Origin of the sequence: Flavobacterium gelidicaeli (genome assembly GCF_013294005.1) — a bacterium.
Taxonomy (GTDB): Bacteria; Bacteroidota; Bacteroidia; order Flavobacteriales; family Flavobacteriaceae; genus Flavobacterium.
Map to the genome: position 1 here is coordinate 549,694 of NZ_JABSNK010000001.1, position 16,907 is coordinate 566,600.

At 34.9% G+C, this 16,907-nt stretch carries 19 protein-coding genes and 1 tRNA gene; 9 read left to right on the forward strand and 11 right to left on the reverse strand.

What is annotated here, in order from left to right:
- Nucleotides 1-85: 85 nt before the first annotated feature.
- From HNP99_RS02440 to HNP99_RS02455, 4 genes are all read right to left on the reverse strand, one after another.
- A complete protein-coding gene (locus tag HNP99_RS02440; RefSeq protein WP_173850900.1) occupies nt 86-862 on the reverse strand; it encodes a TlpA family protein disulfide reductase in 777 nt (258 codons plus the stop codon).
- 31 nt (nt 863-893) lie between these two features.
- On the reverse strand, nt 894-1,352 hold the full coding sequence (locus tag HNP99_RS02445; RefSeq protein WP_173850902.1) for an RNA methyltransferase: 459 nt from the start codon (nt 1,350-1,352) through the stop codon (nt 894-896).
- 269 nt (nt 1,353-1,621) lie between these two features.
- Nucleotides 1,622-1,825 (reverse strand): hypothetical protein, encoded by a 204-nt coding sequence (locus tag HNP99_RS02450; RefSeq protein WP_173850905.1) that lies wholly within the window; start codon nt 1,823-1,825, stop codon nt 1,622-1,624.
- Nucleotides 1,826-1,848: 23 nt separating this feature from the next.
- A complete protein-coding gene (locus tag HNP99_RS02455; protein ID WP_173850907.1) occupies nt 1,849-3,411 on the reverse strand; it encodes an anti-phage dCTP deaminase in 1,563 nt (520 codons plus the stop codon).
- A 392-nt stretch (nt 3,412-3,803) separates the two neighbouring features.
- Here HNP99_RS02455 and asnS point away from each other — a divergent pair, with 392 nt between their 5' ends.
- Complete coding sequence (asnS, locus tag HNP99_RS02460; protein WP_173850909.1) at nt 3,804-5,240, forward strand: asparagine--tRNA ligase; 1,437 nt, start codon at nt 3,804-3,806, stop codon at nt 5,238-5,240.
- Nucleotides 5,241-5,433: 193 nt separating this feature from the next.
- The gene (gene rpoN / locus HNP99_RS02465) at nt 5,434-6,900 is read left to right on the forward strand and encodes an RNA polymerase factor sigma-54 (protein ID WP_173850911.1); all 1,467 of its coding nucleotides are present in this window, start codon (nt 5,434-5,436) and stop codon (nt 6,898-6,900) included.
- A 47-nt stretch (nt 6,901-6,947) separates the two neighbouring features.
- Here the strand turns inward: rpoN and HNP99_RS02470 are convergent, their stop codons facing one another.
- The 3 genes from HNP99_RS02470 to HNP99_RS02480 form a co-directional block, all read right to left on the reverse strand.
- Complete coding sequence (locus HNP99_RS02470) at nt 6,948-7,265, reverse strand: type II toxin-antitoxin system RelE/ParE family toxin (RefSeq protein ID WP_173839088.1); 318 nt, start codon at nt 7,263-7,265, stop codon at nt 6,948-6,950.
- On the reverse strand, nt 7,256-7,498 hold the full coding sequence (locus HNP99_RS02475) for a hypothetical protein (RefSeq protein WP_173850913.1): 243 nt from the start codon (nt 7,496-7,498) through the stop codon (nt 7,256-7,258). Before HNP99_RS02475 ends, HNP99_RS02470 begins: the two co-directional genes overlap by 10 nt.
- A 179-nt stretch (nt 7,499-7,677) precedes the next feature.
- Entirely contained in the window at nt 7,678-8,313 is a 636-nt protein-coding gene (locus HNP99_RS02480; protein ID WP_173850916.1) for a thymidine kinase, read from the reverse strand.
- Nucleotides 8,314-8,554: 241 nt separating this feature from the next.
- Between HNP99_RS02480 and HNP99_RS02485 the strand changes: the two genes are divergently transcribed.
- The 6 genes from HNP99_RS02485 (at nt 8,555) to HNP99_RS02510 (ending at nt 14,379) form a co-directional block, all read left to right on the forward strand.
- Nucleotides 8,555-9,691 (forward strand): hypothetical protein, encoded by a 1,137-nt coding sequence (locus HNP99_RS02485; protein WP_173850918.1) that lies wholly within the window; start codon nt 8,555-8,557, stop codon nt 9,689-9,691.
- Nucleotides 9,692-9,745: 54 nt separating this feature from the next.
- The gene (gene rsmI / locus HNP99_RS02490; RefSeq protein WP_173850920.1) at nt 9,746-10,468 is read left to right on the forward strand and encodes a 16S rRNA (cytidine(1402)-2'-O)-methyltransferase; all 723 of its coding nucleotides are present in this window, start codon (nt 9,746-9,748) and stop codon (nt 10,466-10,468) included.
- A 7-nt stretch (nt 10,469-10,475) separates the two neighbouring features.
- A complete protein-coding gene (locus HNP99_RS02495) occupies nt 10,476-10,820 on the forward strand; it encodes a HopJ type III effector protein (RefSeq protein WP_173850921.1) in 345 nt (114 codons plus the stop codon).
- 95 nt (nt 10,821-10,915) lie between these two features.
- The gene (gene recJ / locus HNP99_RS02500; protein ID WP_173850923.1) at nt 10,916-12,613 is read left to right on the forward strand and encodes a single-stranded-DNA-specific exonuclease RecJ; all 1,698 of its coding nucleotides are present in this window, start codon (nt 10,916-10,918) and stop codon (nt 12,611-12,613) included.
- Nucleotides 12,603-13,886: an MFS transporter gene (locus HNP99_RS02505; protein WP_173850925.1), complete on the forward strand. Its 1,284-nt coding sequence runs from the start codon at nt 12,603-12,605 to the stop codon at nt 13,884-13,886. The genes recJ and HNP99_RS02505 overlap by 11 nt, the downstream gene beginning before the upstream one ends.
- A 136-nt stretch (nt 13,887-14,022) precedes the next feature.
- Nucleotides 14,023-14,379: a hypothetical protein gene (locus tag HNP99_RS02510; protein ID WP_173850927.1), complete on the forward strand. Its 357-nt coding sequence runs from the start codon at nt 14,023-14,025 to the stop codon at nt 14,377-14,379.
- On the opposite strand, the gene HNP99_RS02515 is transcribed toward HNP99_RS02510, so the two are convergent.
- From HNP99_RS02515 to HNP99_RS02530, 4 genes are read right to left on the reverse strand one after another with little or no spacing between them, the layout of a single operon-like run.
- Nucleotides 14,376-15,134, reverse strand: a complete 759-nt coding sequence (locus tag HNP99_RS02515; protein ID WP_173850929.1) for a UDP-2,3-diacylglucosamine diphosphatase — start codon at nt 15,132-15,134, stop codon at nt 14,376-14,378. The genes HNP99_RS02510 and HNP99_RS02515 overlap by 4 nt on opposite strands.
- A 22-nt stretch (nt 15,135-15,156) precedes the next feature.
- The gene (locus HNP99_RS02520; RefSeq protein ID WP_173850931.1) at nt 15,157-15,609 is read right to left on the reverse strand and encodes a 6-pyruvoyl trahydropterin synthase family protein; all 453 of its coding nucleotides are present in this window, start codon (nt 15,607-15,609) and stop codon (nt 15,157-15,159) included.
- Nucleotides 15,610-15,644: 35 nt separating this feature from the next.
- Complete coding sequence (locus tag HNP99_RS02525) at nt 15,645-15,818, reverse strand: hypothetical protein (protein WP_173850933.1); 174 nt, start codon at nt 15,816-15,818, stop codon at nt 15,645-15,647.
- A gap of 7 nt (nt 15,819-15,825) precedes the next feature.
- Nucleotides 15,826-16,593, reverse strand: a complete 768-nt coding sequence (locus tag HNP99_RS02530; protein WP_173850935.1) for an enoyl-CoA hydratase/isomerase family protein — start codon at nt 16,591-16,593, stop codon at nt 15,826-15,828.
- 116 nt (nt 16,594-16,709) lie between these two features.
- Here HNP99_RS02530 and HNP99_RS02535 point away from each other — a divergent pair.
- Nucleotides 16,710-16,783, forward strand: a tRNA-Ala gene (locus tag HNP99_RS02535).
- The last annotated feature ends 124 nt before the right edge of the window (nt 16,784-16,907 follow it).

Genomic DNA, 16,907 nt, shown 5'->3' on the forward strand with positions numbered 1-16,907 from the left:
AATACTTATTAAATTAGTATAGCTGTATTTACACATTTAAAAAAGGTTTCTCGTTTATTAAAACAAGAGGCCTTTTTAATTATAATTATTTTTCTAAACTTATTTTTCCCAAAGCAGCTTCTAGACTTTTAAAATCAGATAGTACTTTGACAATAATTCCTTCCTTATTAATAATATAATGAGTGGGGAATGCATTGAGTTGTAGAGTCAAATTCATATAGGTTTTCATATCAGGAACAACAGCATATGAGAGTGGTTTTCTAACTAAAAATGGCGCTAACTGTTCGGCTGTATCTTCGGCTAAACTTACAAAAACAATGTCTGTTCTATCTTTGTAGTTAGCTACTAATTGATTGACTTCTGGAAATTCTTTGAGACAGGCTGCACAATGAATGTACCAACATTTTATAACAACAATCTTCCCTTTTAGAGTTTCATTAGTAATTAAATTACCCTCTAAATCTTTGAATGAAAATGCAGGGAATGGTTCGCCTTCTTTTTTATAGTTTTGAATTTCATTGAATGCCGTTTCAGCAATCGAAGCCTTTATACTCGTATCTGATGTTGGTTCAATTTTAAATAGCTGGTAATATAATGCTGCACTGTCGGATTCTAATTGAATGGGGATATAGTTTCCGCTGGTTAATTCTTGTAGAAAAGCTGCTTTAGTAATTGGGTTTGATTTTGCATCTAAGGCCACAAAATCAGTCGAAAGCATGATGTGCGATTTTTGATAGTTGTTCCAACCCAAATACGTTTTTTGAACTTCGGACTGATTCACAGCCGGTTTCCAAAATTTAGTTTGCGCCATACAAGAACCAAAAGCAAGTAATAAGCTAAACGTATACAATTGTTTTTTCATGGCCAGCACATATTGAAAACCTAATTTATATTTAAGATCTGGGCTTATTAAGTCCGCGATCATAGAGCACAATACTTCCTGCAACAGAAACATTCAAGCTTTTCTCTGACTTAAATTTAACCAAATAATGGCATTTTTCGATCGCTTTTTTCGAAAGTCCGTTATCCTCAGCACCTAGAAGATAAACACAACGTCGTGGATGTTCAAAGGTTTCTAAATCTACCGCTGTATCATCAAGCTCTACCCCTACTAAACGAGCACCTTTGGGCAGATTTTTATAGAAATCTTCAAAGGTATCATAATGAAAATACGGAATCGATTTTACGGCATTGTGCGTATCACTCGACTGTTTTGCATAGCGGTTCCCAATCGTAAAAATATAGCTAGCACCTAAGTTTTGAGCCGTGCGCCATAGCACCCCTAAATTTTCAGGAGTTTTTCCGTTTTGTATGCCTATCCCGAAATACTCGGTTATAAAATTATCATTCATGCTGCAAAAATACAAACTGTTGGCTGGTTTTTCAAGTTTTTAGAATGATTTACACTACAAAACTATTATTGCGGTCAAAATCTTCTTAGGGGTAAAATAAAATTGAGCAGGAGATCTTACTTTATTCGTTACATTATTAATTAAATTAAAATACTTAATGTCTAGTACTTAAAAAAAACTACAGGATTATTATATAAGAAATGCCCCAAATAGTATCTAACTTTTTGGAGCATCTTCAATTTGATTGGATTTTTTTTATCTAAAAAACATTAAAAACTTTTTGTGTGCTTTAAAACATAATTTATTAGTTCTAACTCAGTACTTTTTTTTATTTTCTCTATTTCTTCTTTAAACGAGATCACTTTGCAATTATTTTCTATAGTAGAATTCGAAAAATCACTTTCATTTAATTCAAAATCCATTTTGAACTGTGTGAAATATTTATTTTTTTTTATTGTGATATCATCTTTCATATAATTTGAATAAAATTAGAAAATCATTTAGACCTTAAAGTATGAACAGCTTGCTGCTCTAATGTTGATAAAGCTTGTAAAGATTTAGCTTTCTTAGGTTTAATATTTTTTAAATTCTTTTTAATTAATTTTCCATTATCTTTTCTTTCGGCAAAGTTAGTAAAAAATAATAAATAATTACGAGGAGCTACACCATCAAACATTAAAATCTTAACTCTGTCTGATATATTCTCGTTTTCTGTCATGGCATCACTATGTAGTGTTAAACATAAACTTTTAACATAGGGCTCAATATAATAAACTTCTTTAATACCTGCTGCAATAATGTGTCTTGCACAATTGTGACAAGGATATGTAGTACAAAAAAGCTTACCATTAATCATTCTTGTACCTGTTATTTGACTACCCTGAATAATTGCATGCATTTCAGCATGAACACTACGCGAAAATTCTATTAGATCTTTGACTTTACTATTTCGTAAATTAAATTTAATTTTACTTATTAAATCTTCTTGAATAGTTACACCATCTTTTTGAAAAATATCTTTCAACTCAACATCTGTAATTAGAGAATCTACAATATTGTCAACTAATTTATCTTTTTGAGTATCATTACTACAAAAACCCTTGTTGAAACATCTATTATCAATTGTTGTATTTGATGTATACAAGTTACCTCCATACTTAGGTACATCATTCCACCCTGTTGATAGAATATTGCTATTTTCATCAACTATGCAAGCACCAACTTGCCTTGATAAGCAAGCCGAATTTCCAGCTGCAGATTTTGCGTAATACATTGACTGTTCCTCAACAGTGGGTGTTATAATCGCACTTTCAAAAATTAAATCAAAAAACCTTTTAACTTTAATATCAGTAGCAGCTTTATTACTTTCTGAAATCCTCATAAAGAAGTCACCATCTACAAATGTACCTCTAACATTTTGTCCGTGCTTGAAATTTTGTTTATCATCAATTTCAATAATATTTTCAATTTCATCTTTCTTAAACCCCTTCTCTAACAAATTTGCTTTCCTATCGTCAATGGGTGAAAAAATACTTATCTGATAAAAATTTTCTGTATAAACTTTTCTAAATAGATCTAATTCTTCCTTAGATTTAATTGAATCGATAATATAACATTTTCTCCTAGATGTAAAATCCTCAGCTGTAGGTGTTTTGGCCCCTTTATCTTTTACCTCAGCAAGCCTCTCTAAATGAATTTTTTGAATAGTTTTTTCTGCTAAATGCGAATTATTGAATTTTTCTCTAATTGAATTTCCTCTCTCAATTTTGTGATAATATTGGTTATAAACTTTTGTTTTACCAACTTGTTCTTCTAGTAGAGTTTCTTCTGAATCTTCAATAAAATCGCTTAACTTTATTCGTTCTACTGTATAGCCGTAGTTAATTTTAATAATGTTTTCTATACTTTCTAATGCCGCCTCTTTTATAGATCCAATTGGTGAACAAATACCAATGAATAATTCTTCAGTCAAAGTTTTATCCACTTTATCGATTGTATCTGACTTCTTTAGTGACTTTTTTATACTTTCGTCAAATTCTGTTAATTTTAATGCTTCCATTTAATGATTTTATTACTATTGCACCCACAATTATTGTTCTCTTATTGATAGTTCTTAAAATCCATAAAGAAAATAAAATAATTTTTCATTTTAAAATGGATTAAAATTATTAGAACGTTCAAATATAGAGTTAATTTAAATATATCTTACTTAATTTAATTCTAAAACAAAAACTGGCTCATAATTCCACTACTGCCTAGCCCAGATAGTAGCGGCATCCTTTTACTTTTTTTCTTTAAAAAAGTAAAAGATAGAGCGGAAAGCTGGAAATAGCTCCAAAAAAACAACATTGTCTATCTTGATTGCTTGCTTACTGCAATGACAATTAAAACAAATGAATTATATTTGCAGTTAGAACACGAGTGAATTTTAAAATCAACTATACACATATAATGAGACATACAAAAGTTAAAGACTTACTAAACAGCACCAAGACGCTTCATGAAGTAAATGCAAAAGGATGGGTGAGAACTTTTAGAAACAATCAATTTATTGCTTTGAACGATGGCTCGACGATTGATAATATACAATGTGTAGTCGATTTTGAGAATACTCCTGATGAAACCTTAAAGAGAATTACGACTGGTGCTGCGATATCTGTTACTGGAACTTTGGTAGAAAGCAAAGGTGCGGGACAAAAATTTGAAATTCAAGTTGCAAAACTAGAGATTCTTGGAGACTCAGATGCGGAGAAATTCCCGATACAACCTAAGAACAAGCCTAGTCTTGACTTCTTGCGTGAAAATGCACATTTACGTGTGCGTACGAATATGTTTGGAGCGATTATGCGTGTGCGTTCAGTACTATCTTACGCGGTGCACAGTTATTTTCAGAAGAAAGGTTTTGTGTATGTGAACACACCTATCATCACGGGATCTGACGCTGAGGGTGCCGGAGAAATGTTTAAAGTTACGGCTTTGCCATTTGACGGAACTCCTAGAAAAGAAGACGGAAAAGTTGATTATAGAGAAGATTTCTTTGGTAAGGAAACTAATTTGACTGTTTCGGGACAACTGGAAGGAGAGACTTTTGCGATGGCATTGGGTCAGATTTATACGTTTGGACCTACGTTTAGAGCAGAGAACTCGAATACTTCGCGTCACCTTGCTGAGTTCTGGATGATTGAGCCAGAGGTTGCTTTTAATGATTTGAATGATAATATGGATCTTGCTGAAGATTTTATCAAATATGTAATTGAATACACATTGAATAAATGTGAAGATGATATTAAATTTTTAGATCAAAGATTGTTTGACGAAGAAAAGACGAAACCAATGGCTGAACGTAGCGAAATGAATCTTCTAGAAAAATTGCATTTCGTTCGTGATAACAACTTCAAACGTGTTTCATACACAGAGGCAATTGACATTTTGAGAGATTGCACGCCTAATAAAAAGAAAAAATTCAACTACATCATTAACGAATGGGGTGCTGACTTACAATCAGAACACGAGCGTTACTTGGTAGAAAAACACTTTAAATGTCCGGTGATCTTGTTTGATTACCCAGCAAATATCAAAGCATTTTACATGCGCTTGAACGAAGACGGAAAAACAGTTCGTGCAATGGATATCTTATTCCCTGGAATTGGAGAAATTGTAGGAGGTTCTCAAAGAGAGGAACGTTTTGATGTTTTGGTCGAAAAAATGAAAGCCTTAGGAATTGATGAAGAAGAATTGTGGTGGTATTTAGATACCCGTAGATTTGGATCAGCAGTACACTCTGGTTTCGGATTAGGATTTGAGAGATTGGTACTATTTGTAACTGGAATGACAAACATACGTGACGTAATTCCTTTTCCAAGAACACCTATGAATGCGGAGTTTTAAAAAAAAGTTTCAAAGCTGCAAAGTCGCTAAGATTTTAAGTTTTATAAATTTGTTTAAAGTTTAAAGTTGTTTAAAACGTGAGCAACTTTAAACCTTTTTAAACAACTTTTCTAGTTAATAAAATAAATAATTATAATTCGTCAACACACGTTACTTAGTAGCTTTGCAACTTAGTAACTCAGTCACTTTTTTTATGCTAAAGCAATTCTTAAATTTAAAATTATCACAGAAATTATCTCCACAGCAAATCCAGCTGATGAAGTTAATTCAATTGCCTACGCAAGCCTTTGAGCAACGTTTACTGGAAGAAATGAATGAAAACCCAGCTCTAGAAGCGGGTAAGGAGGAAGATGATTACGAGAATGACGATTTTGAAAACGACGAATTCGAAGATTATGATGAAGGCGATTCAGAAAGAATTGAAGCAGACGACATTAATATCGATGAGTATTTGAGTGATGATGACTCGCCTGATTATAAAACACAAGCTAATAATTATAGTGATGATGATGAAGAACGCGAATCGCCTCTTGCCTCTCCTATTAGTTTTCACCAAGATTTAATCAATCAGCTAAATACATTTATTCTAGATGATCAAGAACGTGAAATTGCCGAATTCTTAGTAGGAAGTATTGATGATATGGGTTACATACGTCGCAGTATTCCTGATATTGTTGATGATATGGCTTTTACACAAGCAATCTATACCGATGAGGAAATGGTCGAAAGAATGCTGCATGTAATTCATGAACTAGAGCCATCAGGTGTGGGAGCACGCGATCTACAAGAATGTTTATTGCTGCAGTTGAAGCATAAAACACCGTCTGAATATATTGACTTGGCTACTGATATTATCGAAAACCAATTTGATGCCTTCACAAAAAAGCATTACGATAAATTATTACAGAAATATGGTGTCTCTAACGAGCAATTAAAGAAAGCGGTTCACGAAATAGAGCGATTGAATCCAAAACCTGGTGGAGCCTTTACTGGAAACAATAAAGTTACCGAAAATGTAGTCCCTGATTTTGCTATTCGAATAGTTGAAGGCGAACTGGAATTAACCCTTAATGGAAGAAATGCACCAAGCCTTCATGTCTCTAAAGACTACCAAGAAATGATGCAAACCTATAAAGTGTCTACTGATAAATCAGGTCCGCAAAAAGATGCAGTACAATTTATCAAGCAAAAATTAGATTCGGCTAAGTGGTTTATTGATGCGATACGCCAGCGTCAAGAGACGTTGTTTGTTACCATGAATGCTATTATGCATTATCAAGAAGAGTATTTTCTAGAAGGAGACGAAACCAAATTAAAACCAATGATCTTAAAAGACATTGCCGATATGGTAGGATTAGACATCTCAACCATTTCTAGGGTTGCCAATAGTAAGTATGTAGAAACACCTTATGGAACTAAATTAATCAAGGAATTTTTCTCAGAAGCAATGAAGAACGATCAAGGTGAAGATGTTTCTACACTCGAAATCAAGAAAATATTGCAAAATATAATCGAAGAAGAAGACAAGAAAAAACCTCATCCAGATGATCAGTTAGCTGAATTATTAAAGGAAAAAGGGTATCCTATTGCTAGAAGAACCATTGCTAAATATAGAGAGCAACTCGATATTCCGGTAGCTAGAATGAGGAAGAAGATTTAAGAATGACGATTTTTATTGAACACAAAAAAAGGACTAAATAAATTATATTATTTGGTCCTTTTTATTTTAACGGGGTTTTGTTTGCAATTGAACACATCCCAAATTTCTATTTGATTTTTATTTGTGTTGATCCAATAAATAACTTTATAATCCTTACTAATTAAAACCCTGAACACTCTAGATCTATCTAACAGTAAATCCTCAACCTTGCCTAAATAAGGATGATTGCTGAGTAACTTGACTTCGTTAGTTATATCATTAATTGTATTTTTTGCAACAAGTATGGTAGCATTAGTTTTAAGAAATTCATAAATGAGTTGAAGTTCTATTTTAGCAAAGTCTGTCCAATAAACTTTTAATTCCATTTTTCTATTGCATCCAAAAAGTCCTCCATCTCAGTCAGTTTTCCCTTATTGGAGTCTTCTTCTGATTGGTCTATTCTTCTATTTAATTCTGAAATAGTCATCGAATTTAATTCTGTATTTTTAAAAGCAGTATTTTTATTTTTCAGCAAGTTTTCAAATCGAGAAATAAGCTCCTCACTTTCAATAGAAAGAAATTCCTGAACAAACGATATTTTTCGACTTTGTAAATCCATTCCAATTAATTTTAAATCAAAGTTACAAAATTAAAATCACCTTAAGATGTAAGTGCTTCTAAAAGTGAGATATAATCATTTATGGATTCAAATTGACTTTGGAGTAAATCACAAATAGCTCAAAATAACTTCATGTTAAAATCAAAAAACCCTTTCTGAGTATCAGAAAGGGTTTTGAATTATATAGAATCTTTTTTCGTATTGTCTCCCTCTCCTTTGGAGAGGGCTGGGGAGAGGACCTCACGCATCGCATGATAATAAGCAGCTCTACTTAACGGCTCATACTCTTCCGTTTCACCAAGCATTACTAATTTATCGTTATCGGTTTTTCTAAAACTGTAATTAGCAAGATTTCCTGTTCGCGTGCATACTGCGTGCACTTTAGTAACATATTCGGCTGTAGCCATTAGTGCAGGCATGGGTCCGAAAGGGTTTCCTTTAAAATCCATATCTAATCCAGCTACAATAACACGAATACCTTGATTAGCAAGATCGTTACAAATTTTCACTATCTCGTCATCAAAAAACTGCGCTTCATCAATCCCAACCACATCACACCCTTGTGCTAGAATGGCAATATTAGCCGCGGCTGGAACTGGTGTAGAGCGAATTTCATTGGCATCATGAGAAACCACCATTTCGTCATGATAACGCGTATCTACTTCAGGTTTAAAAATCTCTACCTTCTGTTTAGCAAATTGCGCTCTTTTAAGACGACGTATTAATTCTTCGGTTTTACCCGAAAACATCGAACCGCAGATGACTTCAATCCAACCAAATTGCTCTTTATGATTTACTGTATTTTCGAGAAACATTTTGTATTTTTCTAACTTAAAAAATGAATAGTTTTTATTACTTTGTAATGTAATAATTCGGCTTAAGATTTTATACTTTTACACTGTCTCAAAAGTAGAAAATTTTTATCAATTCGAGGATTCACGAGCGGTTAATTAAAAAATTAAATCTGCCTGCTAATTCCTTCGTTATCATTAATAAGCATTTAAGCTACATTTTTAAACAAATAAAACACGCCATACATACAATAATTTAAAGGTTATGAAAAAAAGACTGGAAGCTGATTTAGTTAGCATTGCTCACAGAGTATTACAACTTAAAAATAAATCTGATATCAATCAATTGTATTTAGAAACTCAAAAATTATATGAAAAACTTTCTGTTTTGAAATATATTGATGAGCAATATGGTGATGTAAAACCTACTATTGGTCGCAATGAGATAGAGAAAGAAATGGAAAGCTTTTATAATAAACAAGAAAGCTTACCAATAGAAACGGTTGTCGAAATGACCGAAGAACCTCTACCGGTAGTAGAAGCAGCTAAAAATGAACTTATCGAGGAAACCATTGAAGATAACGAAGAAATCATTATCGCTGAGACTGTAAACGAAGTAACTCCTGAAGAAGAGCCTGTTGTTGCTAAAGAAGAAATCACAATAAATACAGATTTTGAAGCTGATATTAAAGAAGAACAAATAGTTCCTGATGTTGAGAAACAAGAAGTTACTAACGAAGCAATAGAAGAAGATATTCTTGGAGTTGCTCCAGCAGAGGAAACTATTGAAGAAGAAATTGCTGAAAAAGAAATCAAAGCTACAAAAGAAGAAACACCAGAAACAGTTTTTTCATTTGAACCTGTAATTGATTTATCAGAAGAAGTAAAAACAGCAGCAAAAGAAGAAGCCGTTCAAATCTCATTTGAAGATTTACTAGGCGCAAACTATAGTGAACCACAGTTTATAAAAGTAGAAAATGTTGCTCCACTTGCTCCTGAACCTATTTTTGATGCTGTTGTTGAAAAAATAGAAATAGAAAGTGTTACTCCTGAAGTTGTATCCACAATTGTTGAAGAAGTCACTCCTGAAGTTGTTAAAACGAAACCTCCTGTTATTGAAAAACCTACAGAGGCTACAGTACCAAAGAACTTATCGATTAATGATAAATTCTCAAAAGGAATCGATATTGACTTAAATGATAGAATTGCTTTTGTAAAACACTTATTTGGAAATAGCGAAGAAGATTACAACCGTGTTCTAAATCAACTAATTACCTTTGATAACTTTTATGAAACACGTAACTTTATCGAAGAAATGGTGAAACCTGATTACAACGACTGGAAAGGTAAAGACGATTATGCAGAGCGTTTTATTGATATTATCGAGAAAAAATTCTTGTAATACAGCATTGTTCCTTGGTCACCGCAGCCTATTAAATTACTTGTAAATACTATTATGTCAAAATTATATATTGTTCCTACGCCTATTGGTAATCTCGAAGACATGACTTTTAGAGCGATTAGAATCCTCAAAGAAGTCGATTTGATTCTCGCAGAAGACACCCGTACCAGCGGAAAACTGTTGAAACATTTTGAGATAGGCACGCACATGCACAGCCACCACATGCATAACGAACATAAAACGGTTGAGAACCTAATTGCTCGTTTGCAAGCCGGAGAAAACATCGCTTTGATCTCTGATGCAGGAACGCCTGCCATCTCTGATCCTGGTTTTTTATTGACTCGCGCTTGTGTCGAAAATGGTATCACTGTTGAATGTCTACCCGGCGCTACAGCATTTGTACCTGCATTAGTAAATAGCGGTTTGCCTAATGACAAATTTGTATTTGAAGGTTTCTTACCTGAAAAAAAAGGACGCCAAACACGTTATCTAGAGTTAGCGGAAGAATCTCGCACCATGATTTTATATGTTTCACCACATAAATTGGTAAAAACATTAGTCGAATTTGTCACTTACTTTGGCGAAGACCGACAAATATGTGTTTCCAGAGAGCTCTCTAAACTGCATGAAGAAAATGTAAGAGGAACTACTCGCGAAGTCTTAACCCATTTCGAAAAAACAGCTCCTCGTGGCGAAATCGTAGTGGTAGTTGCCGGAAAACCATTTATAAAAGAAGCCAAGAAAAGTAAATTTTCTAAAGAAGATAATAAAGAATAAATACATCATGACATTAAATACATTCCTTTCTACCTTAAAAGAAAACCCAACAACACTAGCATTTACAGACACTATTGCTGTAATTGAAGATAATTATATTTTTACTCCTACCGCTTTTAAAAACGGAAACCAACAAAATGCTGCTGGTGAAAACTCCGGTTCTTGCAAGATTTTTGCTTTCGCGAAAGCGCAACAACTTTCTCCAGAAGAAACTTTAAGTTGTTTTGGTACGTACTATACTGAAGACGTTTTGAAAAACCCGGAAGGAACAGACCACCAAAACATCCGTAATTTTATGATTCATGGTTGGGACGGAATCGCATTTGAAGGCGATGCTTTACAATTGAAATAAGACATTTTACCGCACACTCGCAATTAATTTATTTTGGGAATTTGCGATATATTTTTTAAACAATAAATTATTAAAACAGCATAATCCCTAGTACTATGAGGTGGACCATAAAGCCAAAACCTTCTGAAGATAAAATTACCCATTTGGCGGAAGCCTTACATGTAGAAGATTTTGTAGCTACCTTATTAGTGCAACGTGGCGTGGAGACGTTTCAAGAAGCCAAAGATTTTTTTAGACCCTCGCTAGATCACTTACACGATCCTTTCTTGATGAAAGACATGGACAAAGCCGTGGAAAGAATCGAAAAAGCGATTGCTAATCAAGAACGTATTCTTGTTTTTGGTGATTATGATGTTGACGGTACCACAGCGGTTTCGTTAGTTTCTTCTTATCTAAAATCATATTACCCTAATATAGCCACGTACATTCCGGATCGTTATCTTGAAGGATATGGCGTATCATACAAAGGGATTGACTTTGCCGAAGACAATGGTTTCACACTAATAATTGCACTAGATTGCGGAATCAAATCTATTGATCATGTCGCTTACGCAAAAGAAAAACAGATTGACTTTATCATTTGTGACCACCACAGGCCGGGAGACCAATTACCCGAAGCAGCAGCAGTTTTGGACCCAAAAAGAAGCGATTGTGATTATCCCTATGACGAACTTTGTGGTTGTGGTGTGGGATTTAAATTGATTCAAGCACTAGGAAGTCGCAAAGGTGAAACGATCGCTGATTTAGTTCCCTATCTTGACTTAGTAGCTACCGCAATTGCCGCAGATATTGTCCCTATGACAGGAGAAAATCGCGTACTCGCCTACTTTGGTTTACAAGTTATTAATGCGGATCCAAGACCTGGAATTAAAGCATTAGTCCATCAAGTAAAAAAGAAAACCCTAGATATTACCGATGTTGTTTTCATTATCGCCCCGCGTATTAATGCGGCAGGAAGAATAAAGCACGGTAATCATGCGGTAGAATTGCTAACCGAATTTGATTTTGAGCAAGCCCAGCAATTTGCTTCAGAAATTGAGCAATACAACTCTGATCGAAAAGATCTAGACAAGCAAATTACTAAGGAAGCGCTCGAACAAATTATTGCGAACCAAGAAACAGAAAAATTCACATCAGTGGTACTTCAAGAAGATTGGCATAAAGGCGTAATCGGTATTGTAGCCTCTCGATTAATCGAAACCTACTATCGCCCTACCCTAGTTTTTACTAAAAGCGGTGACAAATATGCAGCTTCGGCGCGATCTGTAAAAGGATTTGATGTGTATAACGCACTTGAAGCCTGTTCAGAGCATTTGGAGCAATTTGGTGGCCACATGTACGCCGCAGGAATGACTATTTTACCTGAAAATTATTCTGCTTTTAAGGCAGCATTCGAAAGGCAAGTAAAAGACACGATCCAACCCGAAATGCAAACGCAAGAAATTGACATTGACGCTGAAATAGATTTCAATGATATTACCCCTAAGTTTTTTAGAATCTTAAAACAGTTCGAACCCTTTGGACCACTGAACATGACGCCTACCTTTTTAACAAAAAACGTAATCGACACCGGTTATGGTAAAACGATGGGTAAAGACGACGAGCACCTGCGCTTATTTGTAAAACAAAATAATTCAGAAGGACTCGCTGCCATAGGTTTTGGCTTGGGAAATAAAATAGCACTTACAAAAAACCAGCAACCATTTGAAATCGCTTATTGTATCGATGAGAATGAGTGGAATGGCAAAATTACTACACAATTACGATTAAAAAGTTTACGAAATGAGTGCTGATCAAGTAAAAAAGAAAGACCCTTACGCAGCCTTGCGTTACAAGGAATTTAATATATTTTTATTGTTGCGTTTTGCCATGGTCTTTGCCTGGTCTATGCAATTTATTGTGATTGAATGGGAAGTGTACAGCATCACTAAGGACCCTTTATCATTAGGAATCATCGGTTTGATGGAAGTTATCCCAGCTGTATCCATGGCATTGTTTGCCGGACATATTGTCGATCAAAAAGAGAAAAAGAGTTTGCTCGTTAAATGTATCTTGGCTTTCTCGGTCATTAGCTTTGGTTTGTTTTTATTAACCTGGCCTGCAGTGATAGGTGGTTATGACACACAAAGTATTCTCTATGCTATTTACTTTCTAGTCTTTTTAGGTGGATTGGTTCGTGCTTTTCTAGGACCTACGATCTTTTCCCTACTGTCCTTATTAGTACCTAAAAAAGTCTATCCTAACGCCGCTACTTGGAGTAGTTCCGTATGGCAAATTGCCTCTGTAGTAGGACCTGCAGTTGCTGGATTTTCTATCAACTGGATTGGAGTGCATTGGTCTATGTGTTTGGTTTTTGGGTGTTCGCTATTTGCTTTAATCACCTTATCTCAAATAGAAAAGAAACCTATTTTAAATCCTAAAATTGGCGAACCTGTAATGCAGAGTTTGTCTGAGGGGATTAAATTTGTCTTCAATAACAAAACTGTATTGGGAGCTATTACGCTAGATATGGTCGCAGTCCTTTTTGGAGGAGCTGTTGCTTTACTACCCATTTTTGCACAAGATATTTTAAAAGTAGGTCCCGAAGGTTTTGGTTTCTTGAGAGCCGCCCCTGCTGTAGGTGCTTTTATTACCATGCTAATCACAGCATATGTACCGTTAAGTAAAAATGCGGGAATAAAATTGCTATCAGCGATCTTTGCTTTTGGTGTTTGTATTATTGTATTTGGTTTGTCTACCTTATTTTGGGTATCGTTAATAGCCCTATTTTTTAGCGGTGTTTTTGACGGAATTTCAGTTGTTATTAGGCAAACTATTTTACAACTAAAAACTCCAGATCACATGCGCGGACGCGTCTCTTCAGTGAACTCTATGTTTGTGGGGTCGTCAAACGAATTAGGTGCTTTTGAGAGCGGATTGACAGCCAAATTAATGGGAACGGTTACCGCAGTAGTATTTGGAGGAAGTATGACGTTATTTGTAGTCTTGACTACTGGAATTGTCTCTCCTACTTTTAGAAAGCTTGATCTTACAAAAGATTTAGAAGAGCACGAAAACGAAGCGTAAAAATCTTTATTCGAAATAAAAAAACGTCGGTAGTGCATTATAAAATTGCTTACCGACGTTTTTTTATGTTTTTTTTAATCAATTTTATTTAGAATAAATCTAAATAATTATTATATTTGTTTTAAACGAGACGATCATGAACGAAATGAAACAGATATATTACAACGATGCAGGGACTTCTTTTTTCTGGAGAAAAGAGAATGAAGTTTTAAGTGATAAGGTACAATTGATTTTTAGAGAAACAGGCTTTTATTTTAGCCGCCAAGAATTGAAACATTTTCGATGCTGCATTGACGAAAGCTACGCTATTAATAAATGTTGCGATGACTGTGAGTTAAAAAATGATTGCCATAAATTTCTATTGAAAACCCCTTGTGCTCAAATTGACTTGGCTGTTTCTATGAAGGAATTAAAATCTATTAAAGACCTTGTCGAAGGTACCTTGTTCAAAATAGATTTGGATGAATATTTGTATGGCGAAGGGATGAACTAGTTTTCGTATTTTTTTATTTCGAAAGTGTCTCCGTCAAAGACACCGTAGGTAAAATAAGAGATCCAATCTCCTAAGTTTACGTATTCGGCATTTTCACCTACAGTGAGTTTCATAGGCAAATGGCGGTGTCCAAAAACAAGGTAATTGTAGTGTTTGGTTTCGAGTTTTTTCTTGGCATAGATTATTAGCCATTCGTTTTCTTCCCCTAAATAAGTGACATCATCATCACCTGAAATTAGTTTGTTTTTCACTGAAAGATACTGTGCTAATCCTACACCAATATCAGGATGCAACCAGCGAAAAAGCCATTTAGAAAACGGATTTGTAAATACTTTTTTCATGCGTTTGTAGCCCATGTCCCCAGGACCTTTTCCGTCACCGTGGCCTACGAGAAAAGTTTTATCTCCAAAAGTGTATTCTTGATTATCATGATACACAGGAATATTTAATTCTTTTTCGAAATAACCGTCCATCCACAAATCGTGGTTTCCTACAAAGAAGTAAATTGGGATGCCGCTGTCGCGAATTTCGGCTAGTTTGCCTAGCACACGTACAAAACCTTTAGGTACCACAGTTTTGTATTCGAACCAAAAGTCAAATAAATCGCCTACTATAAAAATGGCTTCGGCGTCTAGTTTCACCTCATCAAGCCAAGCCACAAATTTCTTCTCTCTAGGAGCACTTAATTCAGGCGTAGGCGCTCCAAAATGTTGATCAGAAGCAAAGTATACTTTTTTATTATTAGGTAGTTTCATGAAACTAGAGTGTCAATTGGGATTATAGATTATCGCTAGCGTACCATTCAGCAAATGACGATTCTGTTTCTTGCAATTTCAAGGCAAAAAGTTTGATTCCTTGTGGTAATCTGGCTTTAATTCTATCTGCAAAATCAATTACCATGTTTTCACTTGTAGGTTGGTAATCTACTAAAATCACATGGTGTCCGCGTTTTTTAAGTTCTTCGGCTAGCTCTACGTGAGGCGTCGTTTCGTTAAAAACAGTGGCGTGATCAAATTGATCTACAATTTCTTCTTTTACAATTTTCTTTAAGTCCGAGAAATCGATTACCATTCCGAATTTCACATCGTTCCTATTTGTAATAGGTGTCCCAATAACGGTTACTGATAATTTGTAGCTGTGTCCGTGAACATTTTTACATTTTCCGTCGTATCCATAAAGGGCGTGACCGGTTTCGAAGTTAAATTGTTTTGTAATTCTGATATTGCTCATCTGGATATAATTTTGAGTGCAAATTTAGTGAAAAATTAAATATTTTTGTCTCTTTTTTTTGCAGAAGAGTACATCCAGTAAGCCAATATGAGCAAAACTACAAATGGAACAAAGGAACCTATAAGTACTCCTATTTGGTAACTACTATCAGGAGCATTTTTTAATTTTTCTACGACATCTACTTGTTGTATAAGAGTTGTAATTCTCATTTCAGTATTATTTTTTAAATTGAGTTAAAGCATTTTTTGTAAATTCTGAAAGCACTAGCTCTCCAGAAATAGCAGCACGCTCTAACAAAAGCACATCCCAATTGTCAGTACCTTCCCAAATAATTTTCTTCATTTGGCTTAAAGCCTCCGGATTGTAAGACGCGAGTTTATTTGTAAAGTGAGCCAAATCAATATCTAATTCGGTTTGATCATCTAGTACTTTAGCAAACAATCCTTTTTCTAAAGCCCACTCTGGCGTTTTCCATTCATGTGCAGCAAGGGTCATTTGGGTCATGGCGGTCTTGCCTATCTTGCGGCTCACGGCAGGCTCAATCACAAAGGGGCCAATCCCAATGGCAAGCTCAGAGAGTTTTACAGCCGCTTTTGTAGTGGCAAATGCATAGTCACAAGCGGCAGCAATCCCTACACCACCACCTACGGCTTTACCGTGAATGCGACCCACAATAATCTTAGAACAGCTGCGCATGGCATTAATTAGATTTGCAAAACCAGAGAAAAAAGTAGTTCCCTGCTCCAAATTTGAAACCGCTAAGAGTTCGTCAAAAGAAGCTCCTGCACAAAAAGCACCTTCGCCTTCACTTCGCAAAATAATTACAGACACAGCATCATTTGTACTTAATTCATTCAAGGAATTAGTCACCGCATCTAACAATTGACGGGGGAAAGAATTGCTGGCGGGATGCGCAAATTGTACTGTTGCAATTTGATCCTGAATGGTTGTAGTAAGTGAACCTGCTGTTGATGCTGCTGTCATTTTATTTTTTATTGTAAAGTTAGTATTTTAATGAAGATGGCAAAGAATACCGCTTTAGAAAGTTGTTGACTATTTGTTTTTTGAATAGTAAATAACACTATATTTGCGAAACTATTGGGGGATTAGCTCATTTGGCTAGAGTGCTTGCCTGGCAGGCAAGAGGTGACCGGTTCGAATCCGGTATTCTCCACAAAAAACACTCATAATTAGTGTTTTATAAATTAAAGTACCCAGTTTTACACTTGAAATGTAAAGTTGGGTACTTTTTTTTTGTAAATAAACGTTTAAATAAAATAAGTTAAGATAAAGATTAC

What these genes read in the sequence shown, in the direction of transcription:
- HNP99_RS02450 (WP_173850905.1), bottom strand. Translation starts at nt 1,825, where the DNA reads ATGAAAGATGATATCACAATAAAAAAAAATAAATATTTCACACAGTTC.
- HNP99_RS02470 (WP_173839088.1), bottom strand. Translation starts at nt 7,265, where the DNA reads ATGGAATTAAAAGTTTATTGGACAGACTTTGCTAAAATAGAACTTCAA.
- rpoN (WP_173850911.1), top strand. Translation starts at nt 5,434, where the DNA reads ATGCTAAAGCAATTCTTAAATTTAAAATTATCACAGAAATTATCTCCA.
- HNP99_RS02510 (WP_173850927.1), top strand. Translation starts at nt 14,023, where the DNA reads ATGAACGAAATGAAACAGATATATTACAACGATGCAGGGACTTCTTTT.
- HNP99_RS02515 (WP_173850929.1), bottom strand. Translation starts at nt 15,134, where the DNA reads ATGAAACTACCTAATAATAAAAAAGTATACTTTGCTTCTGATCAACAT.
- HNP99_RS02530 (WP_173850935.1), bottom strand. Translation starts at nt 16,593, where the DNA reads ATGACAGCAGCATCAACAGCAGGTTCACTTACTACAACCATTCAGGAT.
- HNP99_RS02520 (WP_173850931.1), bottom strand. Translation starts at nt 15,609, where the DNA reads ATGAGCAATATCAGAATTACAAAACAATTTAACTTCGAAACCGGTCAC.
- HNP99_RS02480 (WP_173850916.1), bottom strand. Translation starts at nt 8,313, where the DNA reads ATGTTTCTCGAAAATACAGTAAATCATAAAGAGCAATTTGGTTGGATT.
- HNP99_RS02445 (WP_173850902.1), bottom strand. Translation starts at nt 1,352, where the DNA reads ATGAATGATAATTTTATAACCGAGTATTTCGGGATAGGCATACAAAAC.
- rsmI (WP_173850920.1), top strand. Translation starts at nt 9,746, where the DNA reads ATGTCAAAATTATATATTGTTCCTACGCCTATTGGTAATCTCGAAGAC.
- recJ (WP_173850923.1), top strand. Translation starts at nt 10,916, where the DNA reads ATGAGGTGGACCATAAAGCCAAAACCTTCTGAAGATAAAATTACCCAT.
- HNP99_RS02475 (WP_173850913.1), bottom strand. Translation starts at nt 7,498, where the DNA reads ATGGATTTACAAAGTCGAAAAATATCGTTTGTTCAGGAATTTCTTTCT.
- asnS (WP_173850909.1), top strand. Translation starts at nt 3,804, where the DNA reads ATGAGACATACAAAAGTTAAAGACTTACTAAACAGCACCAAGACGCTT.
- HNP99_RS02525 (WP_173850933.1), bottom strand. Translation starts at nt 15,818, where the DNA reads ATGAGAATTACAACTCTTATACAACAAGTAGATGTCGTAGAAAAATTA.
- HNP99_RS02505 (WP_173850925.1), top strand. Translation starts at nt 12,603, where the DNA reads ATGAGTGCTGATCAAGTAAAAAAGAAAGACCCTTACGCAGCCTTGCGT.
- HNP99_RS02440 (WP_173850900.1), bottom strand. Translation starts at nt 862, where the DNA reads ATGAAAAAACAATTGTATACGTTTAGCTTATTACTTGCTTTTGGTTCT.
- HNP99_RS02455 (WP_173850907.1), bottom strand. Translation starts at nt 3,411, where the DNA reads ATGGAAGCATTAAAATTAACAGAATTTGACGAAAGTATAAAAAAGTCA.
- HNP99_RS02485 (WP_173850918.1), top strand. Translation starts at nt 8,555, where the DNA reads ATGAAAAAAAGACTGGAAGCTGATTTAGTTAGCATTGCTCACAGAGTA.
- HNP99_RS02495 (WP_173850921.1), top strand. Translation starts at nt 10,476, where the DNA reads ATGACATTAAATACATTCCTTTCTACCTTAAAAGAAAACCCAACAACA.